Origin of the sequence: Saccharomonospora amisosensis (genome assembly GCF_011761185.1) — a bacterium.
GTDB classification, from domain to species: Bacteria; Actinomycetota; Actinomycetes; order Mycobacteriales; family Pseudonocardiaceae; genus Saccharomonospora_A; species Saccharomonospora_A amisosensis.
Genome location: NZ_JAAOYM010000001.1, coordinates 3311451 through 3333178, shown reverse-complemented (window position 1 = coordinate 3333178; position 21728 = coordinate 3311451). Strand labels below are relative to the sequence as shown.

20 protein-coding genes are annotated in these 21728 nt (G+C 68.8%); 13 read left to right on the top strand and 7 right to left on the bottom strand.

Features of this window, described 5'->3' with window-relative positions; genetic code table 11:
* Positions 1 to 13: 13 nt before the first annotated feature.
* Complete coding sequence (gene cynS / locus FHU38_RS16170) at positions 14 to 463, bottom strand: cyanase (protein ID WP_167172320.1); 450 nt, start codon at positions 461 to 463, stop codon at positions 14 to 16.
* Positions 464 to 775: 312 nt separating this feature from the next.
* Here cynS and FHU38_RS16165 point away from each other — a divergent pair, with 312 nt between their 5' ends.
* The 5 genes from FHU38_RS16165 to FHU38_RS16145 all read left to right on the top strand — a co-directional run bounded on the left by FHU38_RS16165 (position 776) and on the right by FHU38_RS16145 (position 7552).
* A complete protein-coding gene (locus FHU38_RS16165; protein WP_167172318.1) occupies positions 776 to 1633 on the top strand; it encodes a formate/nitrite transporter family protein in 858 nt (285 codons plus the stop codon).
* A 61-nt stretch (positions 1634 to 1694) separates the two neighbouring features.
* Positions 1695 to 3368 (top strand): LuxR C-terminal-related transcriptional regulator, encoded by a 1674-nt coding sequence (locus FHU38_RS16160; RefSeq protein ID WP_313886796.1) that lies wholly within the window; start codon positions 1695 to 1697, stop codon positions 3366 to 3368.
* 119 nt (positions 3369 to 3487) lie between these two features.
* Positions 3488 to 4330: a class I SAM-dependent methyltransferase gene (locus tag FHU38_RS16155; protein WP_167172314.1), complete on the top strand. Its 843-nt coding sequence runs from the start codon at positions 3488 to 3490 to the stop codon at positions 4328 to 4330.
* Positions 4331 to 4574: 244 nt separating this feature from the next.
* On the top strand, positions 4575 to 6023 hold the full coding sequence (locus FHU38_RS16150) for an Nramp family divalent metal transporter (protein ID WP_167172312.1): 1449 nt from the start codon (positions 4575 to 4577) through the stop codon (positions 6021 to 6023).
* 179 nt (positions 6024 to 6202) lie between these two features.
* Positions 6203 to 7552, top strand: a complete 1350-nt coding sequence (locus FHU38_RS16145) for a flavin monoamine oxidase family protein (protein ID WP_167172310.1) — start codon at positions 6203 to 6205, stop codon at positions 7550 to 7552.
* Between the two features lie 12 nt (positions 7553 to 7564).
* Here FHU38_RS16145 and FHU38_RS16140 read toward each other — a convergent pair whose 3' ends face one another.
* On the bottom strand, positions 7565 to 7909 hold the full coding sequence (locus tag FHU38_RS16140; RefSeq protein ID WP_167172308.1) for a hypothetical protein: 345 nt from the start codon (positions 7907 to 7909) through the stop codon (positions 7565 to 7567).
* A gap of 140 nt (positions 7910 to 8049) precedes the next feature.
* Between FHU38_RS16140 and FHU38_RS16135 the strand changes: the two genes are divergently transcribed.
* Together FHU38_RS16135 and FHU38_RS16130 are read left to right on the top strand one after the other, a co-directional pair.
* Positions 8050 to 9198 (top strand): steroid 3-ketoacyl-CoA thiolase, encoded by a 1149-nt coding sequence (locus FHU38_RS16135; RefSeq protein WP_167172306.1) that lies wholly within the window; start codon positions 8050 to 8052, stop codon positions 9196 to 9198.
* A 21-nt stretch (positions 9199 to 9219) separates the two neighbouring features.
* The gene (locus FHU38_RS16130) at positions 9220 to 10902 is read left to right on the top strand and encodes a class I adenylate-forming enzyme family protein (protein ID WP_243852272.1); all 1683 of its coding nucleotides are present in this window, start codon (positions 9220 to 9222) and stop codon (positions 10900 to 10902) included.
* Positions 10903 to 10943: 41 nt separating this feature from the next.
* Here the strand turns inward: FHU38_RS16130 and FHU38_RS16125 are convergent, their stop codons facing one another.
* On the bottom strand, positions 10944 to 11573 hold the full coding sequence (locus FHU38_RS16125; protein ID WP_167172304.1) for a TetR/AcrR family transcriptional regulator: 630 nt from the start codon (positions 11571 to 11573) through the stop codon (positions 10944 to 10946).
* A 95-nt stretch (positions 11574 to 11668) separates the two neighbouring features.
* Between FHU38_RS16125 and FHU38_RS16120 the strand changes: the two genes are divergently transcribed.
* From FHU38_RS16120 to FHU38_RS16100, 5 genes are read left to right on the top strand one after another with little or no spacing between them, the layout of a single operon-like run.
* A complete protein-coding gene (locus tag FHU38_RS16120; RefSeq protein ID WP_167172302.1) occupies positions 11669 to 12835 on the top strand; it encodes an acyl-CoA dehydrogenase family protein in 1167 nt (388 codons plus the stop codon).
* Positions 12832 to 13800 carry a bifunctional MaoC family dehydratase N-terminal/OB-fold nucleic acid binding domain-containing protein gene (locus tag FHU38_RS16115; RefSeq protein WP_167172300.1) on the top strand — a complete coding sequence of 323 codons (969 nt, stop codon included), beginning with the start codon at positions 12832 to 12834 and terminating at the stop codon, positions 13798 to 13800. The genes FHU38_RS16120 and FHU38_RS16115 overlap by 4 nt, the downstream gene beginning before the upstream one ends.
* Positions 13800 to 14897 carry an acyl-CoA dehydrogenase family protein gene (locus tag FHU38_RS16110; RefSeq protein WP_167172298.1) on the top strand — a complete coding sequence of 366 codons (1098 nt, stop codon included), beginning with the start codon at positions 13800 to 13802 and terminating at the stop codon, positions 14895 to 14897. The genes FHU38_RS16115 and FHU38_RS16110 overlap by 1 nt, the downstream gene beginning before the upstream one ends.
* Entirely contained in the window at positions 14894 to 15307 is a 414-nt protein-coding gene (locus FHU38_RS16105; protein ID WP_279590183.1) for a MaoC family dehydratase, read from the top strand. The genes FHU38_RS16110 and FHU38_RS16105 overlap by 4 nt, the downstream gene beginning before the upstream one ends.
* A complete protein-coding gene (locus FHU38_RS16100) occupies positions 15304 to 16479 on the top strand; it encodes a lipid-transfer protein (protein ID WP_167172295.1) in 1176 nt (391 codons plus the stop codon). Before FHU38_RS16105 ends, FHU38_RS16100 begins: the two co-directional genes overlap by 4 nt.
* 8 nt (positions 16480 to 16487) lie before the next feature.
* Here the strand turns inward: FHU38_RS16100 and FHU38_RS16095 are convergent, their stop codons facing one another.
* Complete coding sequence (locus FHU38_RS16095) at positions 16488 to 17846, bottom strand: HNH endonuclease signature motif containing protein (RefSeq protein WP_167172293.1); 1359 nt, start codon at positions 17844 to 17846, stop codon at positions 16488 to 16490.
* 115 nt (positions 17847 to 17961) lie between these two features.
* Between FHU38_RS16095 and FHU38_RS16090 the strand changes: the two genes are divergently transcribed.
* On the top strand, positions 17962 to 18348 hold the full coding sequence (locus FHU38_RS16090; RefSeq protein WP_167172291.1) for a VOC family protein: 387 nt from the start codon (positions 17962 to 17964) through the stop codon (positions 18346 to 18348).
* 181 nt (positions 18349 to 18529) lie between these two features.
* Here the strand turns inward: FHU38_RS16090 and FHU38_RS16085 are convergent, their stop codons facing one another.
* From FHU38_RS16085 to FHU38_RS16075, 3 genes are read right to left on the bottom strand one after another with little or no spacing between them, the layout of a single operon-like run.
* Complete coding sequence (locus FHU38_RS16085; RefSeq protein WP_167172289.1) at positions 18530 to 19567, bottom strand: acyl-CoA dehydrogenase family protein; 1038 nt, start codon at positions 19565 to 19567, stop codon at positions 18530 to 18532.
* On the bottom strand, positions 19567 to 20586 hold the full coding sequence (locus tag FHU38_RS16080; protein WP_167172287.1) for an acyl-CoA dehydrogenase family protein: 1020 nt from the start codon (positions 20584 to 20586) through the stop codon (positions 19567 to 19569). Before FHU38_RS16080 ends, FHU38_RS16085 begins: the two co-directional genes overlap by 1 nt.
* Entirely contained in the window at positions 20583 to 21728 is a 1146-nt protein-coding gene (locus tag FHU38_RS16075) for an acyl-CoA dehydrogenase family protein (protein WP_167172285.1), read from the bottom strand. The genes FHU38_RS16080 and FHU38_RS16075 overlap by 4 nt, the downstream gene beginning before the upstream one ends.

Below are 21728 nucleotides of genomic sequence, written 5' to 3'. Positions count from 1 at the left end.
CACCGGCCCGGCCTCACCACTTGTAGTCGAGGAACTTCCCGTCGAAGGTGACGACCACCCGGTCGCCGTCGGGGTCAGGCCTGCGGGCGAGGTCGACCCGGAAATTGATCGCGCTCATTATGCCGTCGCCGAACTCCTCGTGGATCAGTTCCTTCAACGCGGGCCCGTAGACCGCCAGCGCCTCGACGAAGCGGTAGATCGTGGGGTCGGAAAGCACCTCCTTGCCGCCGCCACGGTAGGGCTGCGACCGCAGGCTTTCCTCGACCGGCTCGTCCAGGCCCAGCAACTGGCAGACCTGCCGCGCCTGCTCCTGGGTCATCGGGTGCTGACCGAGCAGTGCCGCGGTAGTCCACACCACCGGCGCGCCCAGCTTGTCCGCGATCTCCGACCAGGAGATGCCGCGCCGGGTTCGCGCGGCGACGATCAACTCGGCCGCGTCGGACTTGCTCATGATCGGGGTCATCGGCGTGCTCCTTTCGGGCGGGTGAGTGCCCCCAGACTCGCCGCCGACCCGGCGCGAAGCCATCCGCGCGCCGCCGCCGACACGAGAAGTTCACATCCGCACGGTGGGTTCTCGCGGCCGACGCCTGCCTGTCACAGCGCCGCAACACGAGCCGAGCAGCCCGCGGGCGCACTGTGAGGCCGATGTGACCCGATGCTCGCAGCCCCGTCACAGGCCGGAAACTTCGGCTACCGAGACTTTCGTTGCGTACCCGGTTGAGTCTCGGGCCTTCGAGGCCGACGTCCCCAGCCCCTGCTGCGAAAGAGCTACTTCATGTCATATCTGAATCCGTCTGAGTTCGCCACGAAGATGATCGACGCAGGCGAGTCGAAGGTCTTCATGTCCACCCGTGACACCGTCATCCGTGCGTACATGGCGGGTGCGATCCTGGCACTGGCGGCGGCGTTCGCGGTGACCATCACCGTGCAGACCGGACAGCCGCTCGTCGGCGCGCTGCTCTTCCCCGTAGGGTTCTGCATGCTCTACCTGCTGGGCTTCGACCTGCTCACCGGCGTGTTCACACTGGTGCCGCTCGCGCTGATCGACAAGCGGCCTGGCGTGCGGGTTCGTTCGGTACTGCGCAACTGGGGGCTGGTGTTCGTCGGCAACTTCGCCGGTGCGCTCACCGTGGCGCTGATGATGGCGGTCATCGTGACGTTCGGGTTCTCCATGGACCCCAACGAGGTCGGACAGAAGCTCGGCGAGATCGGTTCGTCGCGGACCGTGGGGTACGCCGAGCATGGCGGCGCCGGGATGCTGACCCTGTTCATCCGGGGTGTGCTGTGCAACTGGATGGTCTCCACCGGGGTGGTCGCCGCGATGATGTCGACCTCGGTGTCGGGCAAGGTGATCGCGATGTGGATGCCCATCCTGGTCTTCTTCTACATGGGCTTCGAGCACTCGGTGGTCAACATGTTCCTGTTCCCCTCCGGTCTCATGCTCGGTGGCGACTTCTCCATCGCCGACTACTTCGTGTGGAACGAGATCCCCACCGTGGTCGGCAACCTCGTCGGCGGCCTGACTTTCGTCGGACTCACGCTGTACGCCACTCACGCTCGCACCGGTGCGCCGCGCAGCCGCAAGGTGCCCTCCGAACCCGCGGCGGAACTGCCCGCCAAGGTGAACGCCTGACCAGCGGAAACGATCGGCCACGGCACTTCCCCGGCTTGCGGTGATGCGCGAGACTGGGGAGGTGACCGGTGGAAGGCACAGCGGTTTCCGCCCCGCGGTTCAGCTCACCGTCAAGGTCCCCGACGACCCGCTCGCGCTGGGCCGCACCGCTTATCTGCGCGGGGCATGGGGTGAGGCCCGCAGGCACCTGTCGGCGGCCAGAGATCGCAGGCCGCTGGCCGCTCATGACCTTGACCGGCTCGCTGTCGCCGCCTTCCTCACCGGCGAGGAGGCCACCGCCGCGGCAGCGTGGGAATCGGCGAGCCAGGCCTGGGCGGGACAAGGCGCGCCCGCCGGCGCCGCCCGGTCGGCGTTCTGGTTGGGGGTCACGCTCCTGCAGCGCGGCGAGCACGCCAGGGGCGGCGGCTGGCTGGCTCGGGCGCGGCGGCTCGCGGGCGAGGCGGGCGACTGCGTGGAGTGCGGCTACCTGGGCATCCCCGCCGGGCTGGAAGCGCTGGAGCGGGGCGACGAGGCCACGGCGGAGGCCGCGTTCGCCGAGGTGGTGCGAACGGCCGAGCGGTTCGGTGACCCCGACCTGCGTGCGCTGGGAAACCTCGGCAGGGGGCAGGCGCTCATCCTCGGCGGGCAACTCTCCACCGGTACCGGTCTGCTTGACGAGGCGATGGTCGCGGTCACCGCGGAAGAGGTGTCGGCGATTCCATCGGGAATCATCTACTGCGCGGTGATCCTCACCTACCGCAAGATCTTCGACCTGAGCCGGGCAAGGGAGTGGACGGCCGCGCTGAGCCGCTGGTGTGCTGAGCAGCCTGACCTAAAAGCCTACCGAGGGCAGTGTCTTGTGCACCGCTCGGAGATAATGCAGGCGCGCGGCGAGTGGTCGCAGGCCATGGCGGAGGTCCGGCGCGCCTGCGAGCGGCTGGCCGACCCGCCGGGCGACCCGGCACTCGGAATGGCCTACTACCAGCTGGGCGAGCTGCTGCGGCTACGCGGCGAGTTCGACGAGGCCGAGCGCAGCTACCGCAGGGCCAGCGCATCCGGCCACTCGGTGCAGCCGGGGTTGGCGCTGTTGCGGCTGGCGCAGGGCCGCACAAGCGACGCGCTCGCGGCGATCCGCACGGCGGTCGAGGAGGCACGCGGCACCGCGGAGCGCGCGAGGGTGCTGCTCGCCCACGTCGACATCATGCTCGCGGCTGGGGAGGTTTCCTCTGCCAGGTCCGCCGCGGCCGAGCTCGCCGACATTGCTGGGGCCTTCGACATGCCGTACCTGCGAGCCGTGGTGGGTTACGCGCGCGGCTCGGTGTCGCTTTGTGCGGGCGACCCGGCCGCGGCCTGCGCGGAACTTCGGCGAACCTGGCCCGCGTGGCAGCGGCTCGATCTGCCCTACGAGGCCGCCTGGGTTCGGTTGCGGATGGCGCAGGCGTACCGGCAACTGGCCGACCACGACAGCGCGGAGCTGGAGCTGGACGCGGCCCGCCGGGTATTCGAGCAAGTGGGTGCCGCACCCGCGCTGGCGCGGGTGCGCGAGCTCTCCAGGCGAGAGCGGGGCCCGCTGACCAGGCGTGAGCTGGAGGTGCTGCGGCTGGTCGCCACCGGCGCGACCAACGCCGAGATCGCGCGCTCGCTGGTGCTCAGCGAGAAGACCGTGGCCAGGCACCTGGCCAACATCTTCGGCAAGCTCGAGGTGTCCTCCCGCGCGGCGGCCACCGCCTACGCCTTCCGTCACGACCTCGCATAGGCCGCGCCTACACAGAATTGCCCATCCCGCTTCGGTGCGGATTTGGTTGGCGCGACCGATGTGGACCCCGCATCCGGCGAGCGACGATCGTGGAATCCGTACCGGAAGGAGAACGACAGATGACTACACGAACTACACCGCAGACGCGTACGACACAGCGGGACGCGTGGGACTGGATCGCGTCCGGCTACGATCGCTACGTCACCCCCGAGAACGCCCGCCACGGCGAGGACATCATCCGTACGCTCGGCGTCGGTCCGGGAACCCGGCTGCTGGACGTCGCCTCGGGCAGCGGTGCACTGAGCCTGCCCGCCGCCCGGCGCGGCGCGCGGGTGCTCGCCGTCGACATCTCCAAGGAGATGCTCGAAAGGCTCACCGCGCGTGCGCGAGCGGAGGGCGTCACGGGTATCGACACCGCCATCATGGATGGGCAGTCGCTCGATCTGCCCGACGACAGCTTCGACGTGGCCGTCTCGCAGCACGGGGTGTCGCTGTTCGATGATGTCGACGCCGGGCTCGCTGAGCTGGCGCGCGTGACGCGGCCGGGCGGCACGGTCTTGGTCTCCGCGTTCGGCGACCTGCGGGAGGCCGAGTTCCTCGGCTTCTTCGTCAGCGCGATCCGCGCGGTGGTGCCCGACTTCGCCGGTCTGCCGACGGACCCGCCACCACCGCCGTTCCAGCTGGCGCGACCCGGTGTGCTGCGTCGTCGGTTGGTCGCTGCCGGGCTGCGCGACGTTTCCGTGCGAACCATCACCTGGCGGCTGACGGTCGAGTCCGGCGCTCGGCTGTGGAACGTGGTGACCTCCAGCAATCCGATCGGCGCCCGGCTGGTCGCCGACCTGACCGAACAGCAACGTGCCGACGTGCTGCGGGTACTGGATGGCGTGCTTCGCGAACGCTCCGGTGGAGCGCCCGAGGCGGTGCTGCACACCAGAATCAACGTCGGTACCGGCACGAAGTGAAAGGGCAGTGACAAGGACAGTGACAAGGACAGTGACAAGGACAGTGACAAGGACAGTGAACCGACCCTGCGAGCCAACGCTGCCGGCCCCGCCTGGGTGACTCGATCGGCCTAGACCACCGTTCGGGTTACCGGGCAAGTCAGTCAAGATCGCTATTGACACCACTGGGTGACGACCGTCACTCTATCGGGGCGCTTGCGCTCCCGGCTCAAAGTGAATCTCGACGGCGAGATGAGGCAGCCGTATGGCGGAGAAGACTGGTCCCGGGCGAGACCAAACGACACTTCCGAGCAAGTACCTGCCAGCAGTGGAGTTCCGGGATCTTCCGGAACCCGTGCCATTGCGCAGGATCACCGGGGCGAGCGTCATCATCCTCGCGACCGCGATCGGTTCCGGCGAGGCGGTGCTGTGGCCCTACATCACGTCCCAGATCGGATTCGTCTTCATGTGGGCGGCCGTCGTGGGGTTCGGTATCCAGTTCTTCCTGAACATGGAGATCGAGCGCTACACGCTGGCCACAGGCGAATCGGCGATCACCGGCTTCGCCCGGCTGTGGAAGCCGTGGTGGTGGCTGTTCATCGTCTTCGCGCTGTTGCAGAACTTCTGGCCGGGGTGGGCCACGGGTGCGTCGACGACGGCGTCGTTCGCGCTCGGCCTGGGCGAGGATGCTCCGGTCGTCCCGATGACGATCGCCGCGCTGATCGCGATCGGTATCACGCTGACACTCTCGCCGGTGGTCTACCAGTGGGTCGAGAAGATCCAGGGTGTGCTGGTCGGGCTGATCATGCTGTTCGTGGTGGTCGCGATCCCGGTTGCCACGACCGGCGAGGCGTGGAGCGCCCTGGTCACCGAGGGCGTCGGGGACATGGGTTTCCCGCTCGGCCACGAAAGCCTGAGCATCGCGCTGCTGCTCGGCGCGCTGGCGTTCGCGGGTGCCGGTGGCGCGAACAACCTCGTGCAGAGCAACTACATCCGGGACAAGGGCATGGGAATGGGCCTGCGGATGCCCAGGATCGTCTCGCCCATCACCGGGCACGAGGAGGCGCGACCCTCGATCGGTTACATGTTCCCGACCGATGAGGAGAACATGCGCCGCTGGCGCGGCTGGTGGAAGGTCGCGAACATCGAGCAGTTCATCACCTTCTTCGTGATCGGTGTGCTTTCACTGGTGATCCTGTCGGTGCTGGCCTACTCGACGCTGCCGGTAGGCGAAGTGGGGGCCCAGGATCTGGACTTCCTGCGAGTTGAGGGCCAGGCACTGCAGGACAGCGTGGCACCGTGGTTCGGCACGGCGTTCTGGGCGGCCGCCACCGTGGCGCTGTTCTCGACCAACCTTGGCATCATCGACTACACCTGCAGGCTCGTGGCCGACCAGCTCAAGGTGAACGCGCTCAAGGACAGCCAGTTCTGGTCGGAGAGCAAGATCTACGCGGCGTTCGTGTGGTTGATGATCCTGGTCGGCTCGGTGATCCTGATGTCCGGTGTGGACCAGCCGTTCCTGCTCGTGGTGATCTCCTCGTCCATCGCGGGCGTGCAGATGTTCATCTACTCCGGACTGCTCATGTTGCTGAACCGGAAGGCGTTGCCGAAACCGTTGCGCATCAGCGGTGTGCGGCTTGCCGTGCTCGGGATCTCCTTCCTGTTCTTCGGCTTCCTCTCGGTGCTGCTCGTGCTCGACAACCTCGGAATGTGATCGGTGCTGAAACGGTTGTGGCTGCGCGTCCTGGTCGCGCTGGTGATCTGGATCGTGTTGATCATGCTTATGTGGGCGGTGGGGCTGCTCAACTGAGTTCGCGCGGAGGTGGCGGGGTCCGCGAGGCGGGATACGGCATAGTGGTACCGGCGTTGCCGTGGGAACGAGGTGGGTGAACGGTGCCGGATGTCGTGATCGTGGGTGCGGGCATCGCGGGGCTGACCGCGGCCCGCGAGTTGGTGGCGGCAGGCAAGGACGTCGTGGTCGCCGAAGCGCGTGACCGGGTCGGTGGCCGCGTGCTGAACGCGCGCCTGCCCGGCACCGAGCAGTTCGTCGAGGTCGGCGGCCAGTGGATCGGCCCTGGCCAGGACCGGCTACGGCGCCTGCTGGACGAGTTGGGGCTCGACACCTACCCGACCTACGACACCGGGCTGAAGGTGGCCGAGCTCGGTGGTCGCACGCTTCGGTACCGGGGCCGGGTACCGAGGCTGAACCCGCTGGTGCTCGCCGACATCGCGCAGGCGCAGGCGCGGCTCGACCGGGCGGCGCGCCGGGTGCCGCTGGAGTCACCCTGGCTGGCACAGGGCGCCGCGCGTACCGACGGGCAGACGCTGGCCACCTGGCTGCGCCGCAACGTGCGCACCGCCACCGGCAGGGCGTTCTTCCGGCTGGTCACCGAGGCGGTGTGGTGTGCCGACCCGGAGGAGATCTCGGCGCTGTGGGCACAGTTCTACCTGCACTCCGGCGGCGGAATCGATTCGCTCATCAACACCACAGGTGGTGCGCAGCAGGATCGGGTCACCGGTGGCATGCAGGGTGTCGCCACCGCGATGGCCGCCGAACTCGGTGAGCGCGTCGTGCTCTCGGCACCGGTGACCGAGATTCGCTGGACCGACGACGGGGCTCGGGTCCGTGCGGGCAGGCGGCAGTGGCGGGCCAAGCAGGTGGTGGTAGCGGTGCCGCCGCCGCTGGCCGCCCGGCTCCGGTTCGAGCCGGAACTGCCCGCCGAGCGTGCACAGTTGCTGCAGCGCATGCCGATGGGGTGGACCATCAAGGTCAACGCTGTCTACGACGAGCCGTTCTGGCGGCAGCGGGGCCTTTCCGGGCAGGCCAACAGCGACCGGCGCATGCTCGGCACCGTGTTCGACGGTGGCCGGCCCGACGGTGGCCCGGCCGTGCTGGTCGGCTTCCTTGAGGCACGCCATGCCCAGGTGGCTGCCCGTATGGACGCCGAGGCAAGGCGGGAGGCGGTGCTGGACGATCTGGCCGCCTACTTCGGGCCGGACGCCCTCCGGCCCGCGCATTACGTGGAGCGGGACTGGGCGGCGGAGGAGTACACGCGCGGCTGCTACGGCGCGTTCGCCACGCCGATGACGCTCACGCGGTTCGGCCAGTGGCTGCGGGGGCCCGTGGGCCCGCTGCACTGGGCCGGTACCGAGACGGCGACCAGGTGGGCAGGCTACGTGGACGGCGCCGTGGAGTCCGGCCGCAGGGCGGCCGCGGAGATCCTGGGTCAGGTCGAGAGCTAAGGGCGGGTAGGTTCACTCGCCCTCAGCTGCCGTGAGGCGGGCGGTCTGCTCCCGCAGGATGTCGGTCAGGCCCGTCAGGAACGTGGCGATGGCTTCCTGCTGCGGTGGTTCGTAGCCGTCGAGCAGTTCCTGGACGGCGGCCCGTATGCCGCCGGGACGCGCCCGCGAGCTGGGTGCCCAGCTCCTCGGCCGAGGGCACGATGAGGATGCGGCGACGGTCACCACTGTCCGGTTCCCTGCGTGCGAACCCGGTTTGGCCAGCCGGTCGACGAGTCCGGTGACCGCGCCAGGGGTCACGCGCAACTCGCCCGCGTCGGCGGCCGCACCCTGTCGGGATGCGAAGTCGAGTTCACTCACCGCGACTCCAACCTTGACTTGCCGGGCACATGTTGGAAACCTAGCACTTGCTTGGTTGTTGGAGCGGTACCGTTCGACCGCCCCGATCCGCAGGTGTCCGGCCGCACGAACCCGGCCGGCGTTGAGCGCAGGAGTACGCCATGGGAACCCCGGTCATTGTCGACGCCGCTCGCACGCCGTTCGGAAAGCGAGGGGGTTGGCTTTCCGGCCTGCATCCCGCCGAACTGCTCGGCATGGTGCAGCGCGGCCTGCTGCAGCGGCTGGATGTCGATCCCGGTGCCGTGGAACAGATCATCGGAGGCTGCGTCACGCAGGCGGGGGAGCAGGCGAGCAACGTCACACGTACCGCGTGGCTACACGCCGGACTCCCGGAGGAGACCGGCGCGGTCACCATCGATTCGCAGTGCGGCTCCGCCCAGCACGCCGTGCACTTGGTCGCCGGACTGATCGCCACCGACGCGATCGAGGTCGGCATGGCCTGTGGTGTGGAGATGATGTCCAGGGTGCCGCTCGGCGCCAACGTGGGCGGCGAGGCCGGCATGCCCAAGCCCGACTCCTGGGACATCGACATGCCCAACCAGTTCGGGGCCGCCGACCGGATCGCCGCGCGACGCGGATTCAGCCGCGAGGATCTGGACGCCTTCGGGGTGCGTTCACAGCGGCTGGCCAGGCAGGCCTGGGACGAAGGGCGGCTCGATCGGCAGATCATCCCGGTGACGGCTGCCCCACCCGACGGTGGTGATCCCGTCCGCGTCACGCGCGACCAGGGGTTGCGCGACACGAGCATGGACGCGCTTGCCGGGCTCAAGCCGGTACTGCCCGACGGCCTGCACACCGCCGGAACATCCTCGCAGGTCTCCGACGGAGCAAGCGTGGCGATGGTGGCCGACGCCGACCGGGCCAAGGAACTCGGTCTTCGCCCGCGGGGGCGCATCCTGGCGCAGTGCCTCGTCGGCGCGGAGCCGTACTACCACCTCGACGGGCCCGTCCGTGCCACGCAACGCGTGCTGGACCGCACGGGCATGAAGATCGGCGACATCGATCTGGTCGAGGTCAACGAGGCGTTCGCGTCGGTGCCGATGTCGATGCGCCAGGTGCACGACGTCGACCCGGACCTGCTCAACGTCAACGGCGGAGCGATCGCCGTCGGCCACCCCGTCGGTTCCACCGGTATCCGGTTGATCGCCACCGCTCTGGACGAACTGGAGCGGCGGGACAAGCAGACGGCTCTGATCGCCATCTGTGCGGGCGGTGCGCTGGCCACCGGCGCCATCATCGAGCGGATGTGAGCGAGCGCGTGCCGCTCCTCGATGCGGGAACTTATGAACGGCAACGCTGCTGACCCGGGGAAGGCTCGCGATGCCGCGGTGGCGTCGCTGACCGCACCGGGCGGTCGCTTCGAGGTCGTCGAGGAGGAGGTGCTCGGCAGGCGGATGCGGGTCTTTCGTAGTCGCCCGCGTTCGCTGCGTGAATTGCTGCTGACCGCCAGGCGGCACGGCGACACGGAATACCTGGTCTGTGAGGAAGGCCGGTGGACCTTCGACGAGCACCACGCGAGTGTGGCCTCGCTGGCACTGGCATTGCGCGCGCGGTATCACATCGGCAAGGGTGACCGGGTCGCCATCCTGTCCGCGAACAACGCGGAATGGATCACGACGTTCTGGGCGGCCACCACCCTCGGCGCGATCACCGTGGGCATGAACTCGTTGTGGTCGGCGCGCGAGATCGGATATGGGCTCGCCGACAGTACGCCATCGGTGATCGTCGCGGACGCCAGGCGGCGGGAACTGCTCGGCCAGACCGACGCGACCGTGCTCTCGGTGGAGACCGACATTCCTGCGCTGGCGTCACAAACCCCCGACGCGGAACTGCCCGACTGCGACATCGCGGAGGACGACCCCGCGGTGATCCTGTACACCTCGGGCACGACCGGCCGCCCGAAGGGCGCGGTTCACTCCCACCGCAATGTGCTGGCCGCCTGCGACTACCACCTGTTCAACGACGCGCTCGCCGAGGCGCTCGGCAGGCCACCGGCACGCCGTCGCTTCCTGCTCGTCACGCCGCTGTTCCACATCGCGGGGCTGCACAACCTGGCGGTGCCCCGGCTCGTGACGGGCGAAACCGCGGTGATCTACACCGGACGGTTCGAGGCAGAGCGGGTGCTGCGGCTGATAGAACGGGAGCGCGTCACCAACTGGGGTGCGGTGCCCACGATGGCGAACCGGCTGATCGAGCACGGCGACCTTTCCGGTTACGACCTGTCCAGCCTCACCGCGTTGTCACTGAACTCCGCGCCGTCCTCGCCCGCACTGATGGAAAGGGTGCGCGAGTTGTTGCCGCACGCCGCGCCGTCGCTGGGCACCACATACGGGCTCACCGAGACGTCCACGGCTGCGACGCTGGCCACCGCCGCCGACCTCGCACGGTATCCGGACTCGGTGGGTACGCCGGTGATCAATGTGGACGTCGAGATCCGCGACGCGAAGGGCAACCGTGTTCCCGACGGCGTGGAGGGCGAGATCTGCGTGCGGGGCGCGCAGGTGATGCTCGGTTACTGGAACAACCCGGAGGCCACCGCTGCCGCGATCGGGCCGGACGGCTGGCTGCGCACCGGCGATCTCGGCATGCTCGCCGACGGCCACCTCCGGATCAGCAGCAGGCGTGCGGACCTCATCCTGCGCGGCGGTGAGAACGTCTACCCGGTGGAGATCGAGAACGCGCTCGCCGAGCATCCCTGCGTCGCCGAGAGCGTGGTGCTCGGCCTGCCGCACGCCGACCTCGGGGAGGTAGTCGCGGCTGTGGTGGTACTAACCGAACCCGGCGCCGCGCGGCAGGCCGAGCTGTCGGCGTTCGTGGCGGAACGGCTGGCCCGCTACAAGGTACCGACGCGATGGCTGCTGACGACCCGGCCGCTGCCGCGCAACGCCACCGGCAAGGTGGAGCGCCACCGCGTGCGCGACAGCATGGAACACCAGGTGGTGGATGACGGGTAACCGCGAGGAGTGGGTGGAGTGGCTACGGCAGCCTCGTTCCGTCAAGTCCTGTCCGGAAGCAGGCGGTGAACCGCCTCGCGCAGGATGTCGGTCACCTCGTCGGCGTCACGGCCCGCGGCGACGCCGACGATCGCGCCGAGGAACATCGTGCTCAGCACCCGGGCTGCGGAGTCGATCTCGGCGTCGCCGTACCCACCGCTGCCGCCCGCCCGCAGTGCGGCCCCGATCCACGCGGCACGTTCGGGTCCGAAGCCGATCGAGTCGTCAGATCCCGCCACCGCGGGATAGCCGCCGACGTAGGCCCGGAAGAGAGCCTGGTACAGCAGCGGTTTCTGGGCCGCCTGCCGCATGATGCGTGCGAACACCTCCATCAACCGCCCCGCGGGATCGCTGCTGGAGGGCTGCCGGGCACGCACGTTCTCGGTGACGCGGTCACCGAGCGCGAGCAGCGCCTCGATCAGCAACTGGTCCTTGGAGCTGACGTGCTGGTAGGCGGTGGCGGGCGACACTCCGGCACGGGCCGCGACCTCCCGAACGCCCGCGCCCTCGTAACCGCTTTCGGTGGCGACCTCGATCGCCGCGTCGATGAGCTTGTCCCGGGTGGCCGCCTGGTTGCTGGAGAGCACCCTGCGTACCACCCGGGTACCGCCCGCGGAACTGTGCTTTGACATGGCCACACCCTATTCGACCACGAGCCTAGACAAGTGTCTATGCGAGTGACAGACTGCTGTCTGAACCTCGTTCACTCACCAACGGCGGAGAGCACATGCAACTGCGCGAGACACCGGCGCAACGTCGGCTACGCGCCGAACTCAGGTCCTACTTCGCGGGGCTGTTCCCCGAGGAAGTGCGGCGCCGCGCGGGCGAGGAAGGTGTCGGCGGTCAGTACTTCAGGGACGTGGTGGCCAGGCTGGGTGCCGACGGCTGGCTCGGCATCGGCTGGCCAGTCGAGTACGGCGGCCGGGGACGGTCGATGGAGGACCAGTTCATCTTCTTCGACGAGGTACAGCGCGCCGGGCTGCCGTTCCCGTTCGTCACCGTGAACACGGTCGGGCCCACGCTGATGGCGCAGGGCTCGCCTGAGCAGAAGCGGCGATTCCTGCCAGGAATCCTCGCGGGCGAGATCGTGTTCGCGATCGGATACACCGAACCGGCCGCGGGTACCGACCTGGCGTCACTGACCACCAGGGCGGTGCGTGACGGGGATGACTGGGTGGTGGACGGAAGCAAGATCTTCACAAGTGGTGCCAACACGGCCGACTACATCTGGCTGGCCTGTCGCACCGATCCGGAAGCGCCGAAGCACAAGGGCATCTCCATCCTCATTGTCGACACCGCGGACCCCGGCTTCTCCTGGAGTCCGATCCGGACTGTCGGTGGCATGACGGTCACCGCCACCTACTACAGCGGGGTTCGCGTTCCGCACAGCTATCTGGTCGGCGAGGTCAACCGTGGCTGGAAGCTGATGACTACGCAGCTCAACCACGAGCGGGTGGGACTTGCCGCGTTGGGTGGGCGGATGACCGCACTCTGGGAGCGGGTGCTCGCCTGGGCGAAGGACAACGGCGCGATCGACACCCCGTGGGTGCGGCAGGACCTGGCGAGGGCACACGCGCGGCTGGAGGCGATGCAGCTGATGAACTGGAAGATGGTCCGGTCGGCGGGCGATGGAACGCTCTCCGGCGCGGAGGCGGGCGGCACGAAGGTCTACGGAACCGAGACGCACATCGAGGTGCAGCGGCTGCTGCTCGGGGTGCTCGGCGCCGCAGGCCGGGTCCGGCCCGAATCCCCTGGTGCTGTGCTGTCCGGACAGGTCGAGCAGCTCTCCCGGCAGGGCATCGTGAACACCTTCGGCGGCGGGGTTAACGAGGTGCTCCGCGACATGGTGGCGGCACAGGGGCTCGGCCTGCCTCGGCTGGGGCGTGGCGCATGAGCGAGACGTTCGAGCAGCGGCTGCGGTCGTTCGTCGGCCGCGAGCTGCGTCCGGTGCAGCGCGCGCAGGACGAGGTCAACGTGCCCATGATCCGGCACTGGGTCGAGGCCATGGGCGACGCCAACCCGATCTACCTCGACGCCCACACCGCCCGCGCCACCGGCCGCCCGGACGTGGTCGCGCCCGCGGCGATGATGCAGGCCTGGACCATGCGCGGTTACGCGGCCACCCAGGCACCGAGCAGTGGAACGGATGCTCAGGCGGAGTTGTTCGCGTTGCTCGACGAGGCGGGCTTCACCTCGGTGGTGGCCACCGACTCGGAATTCGAGTTCTTCCGCGAGCTGATTCCCGGTGACCGGGTGAGCGTGTCTGAGACGCTGGAGTCGGTGTCGCCGCAGAAGCGGACGGCGTTGGGAACCGGCCACTTCCTCACCAGTCTGCGCACCTACACCGATGACGCAGGCGCGGTCGTGGCTACGCAACGGTGGCGGTTGTTGCGATTCCGTCCCGCGGACGAGCCCGAGCGCGACGAACCCTCGGTACCGCGGCCACGCCCCGCGCTCAACCAGGACAACGTGTTCTGGTTCGACGCCTGCCGCGAGCACCGGCTGCTGATCCAGCGTTGCACCTCCTGCGATTCGCTGCGCCACCCGCCAGGGCCGTGCTGCCCCGAGTGTGGTTCGTTCGACTGGGACACCGTGCGGGCGAGCGGACAGGCCACCGTCTACAGCTACGTGGTGGCACACCATCCCAAGCACCCCGCGTTCGAGTACCCGCTCATCGTCGCGGTCGTCGAACTCGTGGAAGGCACCCGGTTGATCACCAACCTGGTCGGCATCGCACCCGAGGAGGTCGAGATCGGCATGCCGGTGCGGCTCGAATGGCTCGACGCGGACGACGAACTGACGCTTCCGGTGTTCCGGCCCGTGGCGCCGGGCTCGGCGCACGTTGGCAAGGAGGGCTGATGGACTTCACCCTGGGCGAGGAACTCACGGCGGTGAGGGATCTCGCGTCGGAGATCTTCACCGACACCGCCACCACGGAACGGGTCCGTGCCGTCGAGAGCACCGGGATGGACGAGAAGCTGTGGCACTCACTCGCCGAAGCGGGTCTGCTCGGCATCGCACTGCCGGAGGTCCACGGCGGCGCGGGCCTGGGTATGGGCGGGCTTTGCGTCGTGCTTGAGGAGCAGGGAAAGCGGGTGGCCCCAGTTCCGCTGTGGCCCTCGGCCGTGGCCGCGCTGGTGCTCGCCGCGCACGGAAGCGAGCAGCAGCGCGAGTTGCTGTCCTCAGTGGCGGACGGTTCGGCGAGGCTCACGCTGGCGCTGGAGGAGTTCGGCGCCGCTGACCCGGCGAGCCCGGAGTGCGTCGCCGAGCGCGCAGGCAGCCGGTGGTCGCTGACGGGAAACAAGGCGTCGGTTCCCGTGCCGGAGGGGGCGCGGGCGATTCTCGTGTCAGCCACCGGTGACGAAGGCGCCAGGCTGTTCCTCGTCGACCCCGCCGCCCCCGGGCTGAGCTGGGAGGCGGCAGACACCACGAGCCACCAGCCGTGCGGACACCTACGGCTGGACGGTGCACCCGCGCATGCGGTCGGGGAACCCGCAGCCTTGCATGACGCGCTGCACCGCGCGTATGTGGCGCTCGCCGCAGTGCAACTCGGCGTCGCGGAAGGCGCACTGCGCCACGCGGCGAGCTACCTCAGCGAACGCAAGCAGTTCGGCAGGCCACTGGCGACCTTCCAGGCGGTGGCTCACCAACTCGCCGACTGCTACATCGACATCGAAGCCATGAGCGTCACCATGTGGAACGCGGCGACCCACCTCGATGCGGGCGAACCCGCCGAGCGCGTCGCCCTGGTCGCCAAGTGGTGGGCCACGGACGCGGGCCAGCAGGTGGTGCATCGGGTGCAGCACCTGCACGGTGGCATCGGCGTCGATATCGACTACCCGGTGCACCGCCACTATCTGTGGGGCAAGCAGATCGCCGGAACCCTCGGCGGCCCGAGCGCCGACCTCGCCCGGCTCGGCTCCGTGCTGGCCACCACGGAGGTGACCACCGCATGACGAGCTACTCCGACATGGCGGTGGGCGACTCCCTGCCCGCACTGGCGATCCCCCTTTCGCGCACCCTGATCGTGGCCACCGCCATCGCGAGCAGGGATTACCAGGACGTGCACCACGACCCCGAACTGGCGCGGGAGCGTGGGTCGAAGGACATCTTCATGAACATCCTCACCACCAACGGTTTGGTCAGCCGGTTCGTCACCGACTGGGCTGGCCCCGAAGCGACCGTACGTGCCATCAAGATTCGCCTCGGCGCGCCTAACTATCCCGGCGAAACCATGACGCTCACCGGCGAGGTGACCGGCAAGGACGCGGGCTCGGTGGAGATCTCGGTGCGTGGCGAGAACAGTCTCGGCACGCACGTGAAAGGCACCGTCTCGGTGTTCTTCGCCAAGGAGGTGACAGCGTGACCGGCATCTCCAACGCCGCCGCGATCGCGGGTATCGGAGCCACCGAGTTCTCGAAGAACTCCGGCCGTAGCGAGCTGCGGCTGGCATGTGAGGCAGTGCTGGCCGCCATCGCGGACGCGGGACTTGAACCATCCGATGTGGATGGTCTGGTCACGTTCACGGCCGACACCAACTCCGAGATCCACATTGCCCGTAACACCGGCATCGGGGAACTGAAGCACTTCTCTCGGGTCCACTACGGCGGCGGCGCCGCCTGCGGAACCATCGCCCAGGCCGCGATGGCGATCGCGACCGGCGTCGCCGAGGTCGTGGTGTGCTACCGAGCCTTCAACGAACGCTCGGGGGAACGCTACGGGCTCGGCCAGGCTGACCGTCCGCTGGGCAGCAGTGCCGACCGTGCGGCCTACTCGTGGATGACCCCGTTCGGACTTTCCACCCCGGCGCAGTGGGTGGCGATGTTCGCGCGGCGTTACATGCACGAGTACGGGGCCACCAGCGAGGACTTCGGGCGGGTCGCGGTCGCGATGCGCAAGCATGCGGCCAACAATCCCGCGGCGTGGTTCTACCAGCGCCCGATAACCCTCGCCGATCACCAGGCGTCCAGGTGGATCGCCGAGCCGCTGCACCTGCTGGACTGTTGCCAGGAAACCGACGGTGGGCAGGCGATCGTGGTGGTGTCCGCGGAGCGGGCCCGCGACCTGCCGCAGCCACCTGCCTACATCGCCGCGGCGGCCCAGGGTTCCGGCGTGGACCAACACATGATGACGAGCTACTACCGCCCGTCCATCTCCGGCATCCCCGAGATGGGACTCGTCGGCACCCAGCTCTACGAGCAGAGTGGGCTGAGCCCGAACAGCATCGACGCGGCCATCCTCTACGACCACTTCACACCGTTGCTGCTTCCGCAGTTGGAGGAGTTGGGATTCTGTGGGCGGGGCGAGGCCAAGGACTTCGTCGCCGACCGCAACCTGGAACTCGGCGGTAGGCTGCCGTGCAACACTCACGGCGGCCAGTTGGGCGAGGCGTACCTGCACGGGATGAACGGCATCGCCGAGGCGGTGCGGCTGCTCAGGGGCACCTCGGTGAACCAGCCGGACAAAGTGTCGAACGTTGTGGTCACGGCGGGCACCGGAGTGCCGACCAGCGGCCTCATCCTGAGTGCGGACGTGTGAGTGTGGGTTCATTGGAGCGCCACCTCTTTCTTGTCGTGAACGGGTTCGTGAATCCCTCCGTAGCAGGAAGCCTTGTCGTTGGGTGGCCGGAAAGGCAGCGGCCCAGCACCGGCGCGGACCGTGTGCAGTGTGTTGCGGCGAGGTAGGCGACCGGGATCGACGTAGGAGGGTGGTAGGTACCAAGGCCTCCCGTTGATCAGGGTGACCTCCCAGTCCGTGTGGTGCAGCACGCGATGGTGTGCCGAGCAGACGAGGACGAGGTTGTGCAGGGCCGTGGGGCCACCGTCCGCCCAGTGAACGATGTGATGCGCCTGGCACCATTTTGCTTTCCGGTCACATCCGGGGAAGGTGCAGCCGACGTCCCGATGAACAAGCGCGCGGCGGATTCGGCGAGGAACGGTGCGGCTCGCACGCCCGATGTCCAAAGTCTCTCCCCGACTGCCGAGCACAACCGGCAAGGCATTGCAGTCACAGGCCATACGCCGGAGCTGCGCCACGGGCAGGTTTGGGTGACCGTCCACCAGCCCCCGGCCGATCCCTTGCCGCAGCTCACTGAGGTGAGTGGTGACCGGTAGGGTCACCGGTTCTCCCGCTTCGCTTGGCGCCTCGGGACAGCGCGCGGCCAGATGCAGCACGTCCACCAGGGCGTCGCCGTAGCGCTCGTCACGGTCGCGTCGGTCCGGTCCCTGCTCGTCGACGCGAGGCGCGGTGTGGGGTGACAGCAGCGCGGTCAGCAATGCGCCAGCCTCTGGATCAAGTCCGAACATGCCCGTGACGCCACCATCGGGACGCGGACGCAGTTCCAGCCAACGATCCGGTCTCGTCAGTTCCGTTTCGGCAGGCCGATCGCCGTCCGGGTCGAGTCTCGCGCGGATCTCACGCCCAAGCTTGGTGACGATCCGCGGCTCGCTGCTGGTCGCTGCCTCGCACAGAATGGATTCGGTGATCGCGCGGTCTGGTGTGGATACCGCGGACGGCAGTGCTTCCAGCGCCGCCCGGATCGCCTCGACGTGTTCGGCGCCAAGCTCGCCTTCCCCCAGCGCCGCCGCGACGTGCGGCAGTTTCGCCTCGATTCGTGTGCCTGATGGCGTGTGCAAGCGGTGGAGCGCACGGGTGTGCGCGAGGAGCCGTCGGACGTGGCCGGGGTTGTGGTTGCCGACATCGCGCAGCAGAGCGCCTGCTCCGGCGTAGCCCAGTGCCTGAGCCGTTCCCCGCGATTCGATCTCGGCGATCACCCGCAGCAAGGCGGCGTATACCCGCCGGCTCAACACCTCGAGCTCTCGCAGCGCTGTGAGGAGCTCGCCGTCGGCGAGTCCGGCAACGGCCTCGGGCGAGGCGGTCGCTTCAAAGGAATGCGTATCGGACACACAGCAAAGCTAGCACGGGGAGTCGAACATATGTTCGACACGATCGGGTGGCAACGGCTCTCGTCGCCCAACACGGCGGTTAGTGTGGACTCAATACCTGACTGGGAGGCCTGACATGACAAGCAAGTTCACCGAACTCGCGATCGATTGCGCCGATCCCCGCGGTCTGGCCCGGTTCTGGTGCTCGGTGCTCGACTACCAGATCCAGGCCGAAGAGGACGGAATCGTCACCATCGGCTCAGCCGCGGTACCCGAAGGCAGGAGCCGCCTTGGCCCGGTGCCACCGACGTTGACGTTCGCGTACGTGCCAGAGGGCAAGACCGTCAAGAACCGGCTCCACATTGACCTCAACCCGACCGACAGAGGCCAGGAGGAAGAAGTCGGCCGCCTGCTCGATCTGGGTGCTCGAACCGTCGACGTCGGACAGGGCGACGAAAGCTGGGTCGTGCTCGCCGACCCGGAGGGCAACGAGTTCTGTGTTCTCGCGGATCGCCAACCCTGATCGGTGCCCTACGATGAATCGTCCCGTTAGGACTTTTCGGTCGATCGTTGCGTCGGCTGCTTCCAGTGCGGGGGCATCTGGGCAAGCGCCTCGCGCGGCAGTGATGGCAAGGGCCATGCGGGCAGCATGGGCTCGGCCGAGCGCTGTGTCGCCACGGCGGCGACAACCCAGCGCGCTGACCTCAGGGACGGGCGGTGACCCTGGCAAGGTGCTCGTGCGGCCTGCCGAGCAGCTGCTCGCTGGAGTGCGCGCGCTTGAAGTAGCGATGTGCCGGGTGTTCCCAGGTGATCCCGATGCCGCCGTGTAGCTGGATCATCTCCGCCGCGACGGTCGACAGCGCCCGCGAGCAGTGCACCTTCGCCACGGCGGCGAGTCGCTCGCGGTCTTCGGCGAATGTCGCGGCGGCCAGCGCGGCGGAGCGGGCGGTTTCCACGAGCACGTACATGTCGGCCATGCGGTGCTTGAGCGCCTGGAAACCGCCGATGGGGCGGCCGAACTGCTCACGTTCCTTGGTGTAGGCCACCGTCATCTCCAAGGCTCGTTCGGCCGCTCCCGCCTGCTCCGCGGCCAGAATCGCGCAGGCGAGATCACGCACGCGGTGCAGCGCGGGTCGGAAGTCGCCGGTGCCAATTCGGCGCCCGACGGCCCTCGTCAGCGTCACCTCGGCGAGCCTGCGTGAGGCGTCCATGGTGGGCGTATGCCTGCGGCTCACCCCCTGCCCGGAGGGCTCCACCTCGAACAGCGCCAGCTCGTCGTCCACGCGGGCGACGACGAGCAGCACATCGGCGGTGTCGCCGTCGAGCACGAAGTGCACCGTCCCCTCCAGAACGGCGCCATCGGCGGTACACGTAGCCGTCCGAGGGTCCCAGCGTCCCTCGGCGCCCGTCCACGCGAGCGCGGCGACGCTCCTGCCCTCGGCCATCGGTGGCAGCAGCCGTTCACAGGCCGACTCGTCCGCTGACTCCAGCAGAGCCTGCGTGGCGAGCACGGTCGAACCGAGCAGGGGAGCGGGAGTGAGCTCCCTGCCCGTCTCCAGCGCCGCTACGGCCAACTCGGCAGGGCCCGCTCCCGCGCCGCCGTAGCTCTCCGGAACGGCCAACCCCGACACCCCGACCTGCTCACACAGCAGTGACCAGGCATCCTCAGGCTCGGTCTTGCGCAACAGCGTTCGAATCGTCTCGGCGAGGGCAACCTGCTCCTCGGTTGGTGTGAGGGACATCAGCCCACCCGCCCGTGCTCCGGCATGCCGCGCAACACCCTGGTGCGGTGCACGGCCTGGGTTCCCCACGCCGACACCAGGGCCCGCACCTTCGTCAGCCGCAACCCCAGGTCGTGCTCGGCCGTGTAGCCGATCGCCCCGTGCACCTGCAATCCGGTACGGGCGGCGAGGTGAGCCGCTCGCGCGCACGCGACCTTCGCGGCCGACACGTCCCTGGCCGCGGTGTCGCCGCCCAGGGCAATCGCCGCGGCGTGCACCAGCGGCCTTGCCAGCTCCAGCTCCGTGGCCACGTCGGCAAGCAGGTGCTTGATCGCCTGGTACTGGCCGATCTCGCGGCCGTACTGCTTGCGCTGCTTGGCATAGGTCACTGACGCGTCCAGCAGCCACTGGCCCGCGCCGAGCAACTGCGCCGCCGTCGCCAGCACGCCCATGTCGAAGGCGGCCTCCGTTTCAGCCGTGACTGTGCCGGCTCCGGTGTCGGCTCCGGTGTCGGCCTCGTTCTCGGCTCCGGGGACCGGCTCGAACAGCCGCCTCGAGCCGTCCATCGATGACAGCACCTGGCCAGGGGAGAACCGCCGCAGTGCCGCCCCGTCCAGCAGCAGCCGAGCCTGCGCGACGTCGGCGTCGAGTGCGTACGGCACGTGGGGTCGCAGCACGAGAGAGGCCAGCGTCTCGCCGGATGCCACACCAGGAAGGAACCGCTCTGCCAGCGGATGGTCCTCCGGCAGCAGCGCGGGCAGCGCCGCGACGGTGTCCACCCACGGACCCGGCACGGCGTGGTAGCCGAGCCGCTCGAAAGCCACGACCAGGTCCACCGGCGTCGCCTCGATCCCGCCCCACTGCTGCGGGACGATGAGCGCCTGCACACCCAGCTCAGCCAGCGCCTGCCAGATCCGCATCCCGGGCTCGTGTTGACCCTGTGCCCATGCCCGGTTGGCCTTGGCCGGGTCCGAAGCGGACAGCAACTGGTCGATGCTTTCCGCGAACTGGCGCTGCTCGTCCGATAGCGCGAATCTCACCGTTGTCCCCTCGGAAGTCCCAGCAGCCGCTCGGCCACCACGTTGCGCTGGATCTGGTCGGTGCCGCCGTAGATCGGGCCGGCCAGCGAGAACAGCCAGCCCTCCGGCCAGCCGGTCTTGCCGCTCAGTTCGGCGTCCGGGCCGAGCAGTTCCAGCGCCGTCTCGTGCAGACCCACGTCGAGGTGTGACCAGAACAGCTTGTTCACGCTCGACTCCGGCCCCAGCTCGCCGCCTTCGGCCAGCCGCGTCACGGTGCCGAAGGTGTAGAGCTGGTAGGCCCGCGCCTGAATCCATGCGTCGGCGACCCGAGCCGCGAGCGCGGTCTCGGTGTCACCATGGGTTTCCCGCCACAGCCGCACCAATCGGTCCGCGGCGGCGAGGAACCGGCCAGGGGAGCGCAGCGACAGCCCGCGCTCGTTGTTCGCGGTGGTCATCGCGACCCGCCAGCCCTCGCCCGGCTCGCCTATCACGTCGGCATCGGGCACGAACACCTCGTCCAGAAAGATCTCCGCGAACCCGGGCTCACCGTCCAGTTGCGGGATGGGGCGCACCCGCACCCCATCGGCCCGCAGGTCGAACATCACGTAGGTGAGCCCACGGTGGCGTTCGCTGTCCTGGTCGCTGCGGAACAGCCCGAACGCGCGGTCGGCATAGGTGGCGCGGGAACTCCACACCTTCTGCCCCGACAGCAGCCAGCCGCCGTCGGTACGGGTGGCGGTGCTGCGCAGGGCGGCGATGTCGCTACCTGCTTCCGGCTCCGACCACGCCTGCGCCCACACCTGCTCACCGCGAGCCATCGCGGGCAGGATGCGCTTCCGCTGCTCGGGGGTGCCGTGGGAGAACAAGGTCGGCGCGAGCATGAAGATGCCGTTCTGGCCAACCCTGCCCGGCGCGCCCGCCGCGTAGTACTCCTCCTCGAACAGCACCCATTCGAGCAGGCTCGCATCCCGGCCGCCGTACTCTCGCGGCCACGACACCACCGACAACCGTGCGTCGGCCAGCTTCGCTTCCCAGCGGCGGTGCTGCTCGAACCCCTCGGCGGTGTCGAAGGAGGCCAGCGGGCGTTTCGGAACGTTTTCCGCCAACCAGGCGCGTACCTCGTCCCGGAATGCCGTCGTCCGTTCGTCGAGATCCAGGTCCAT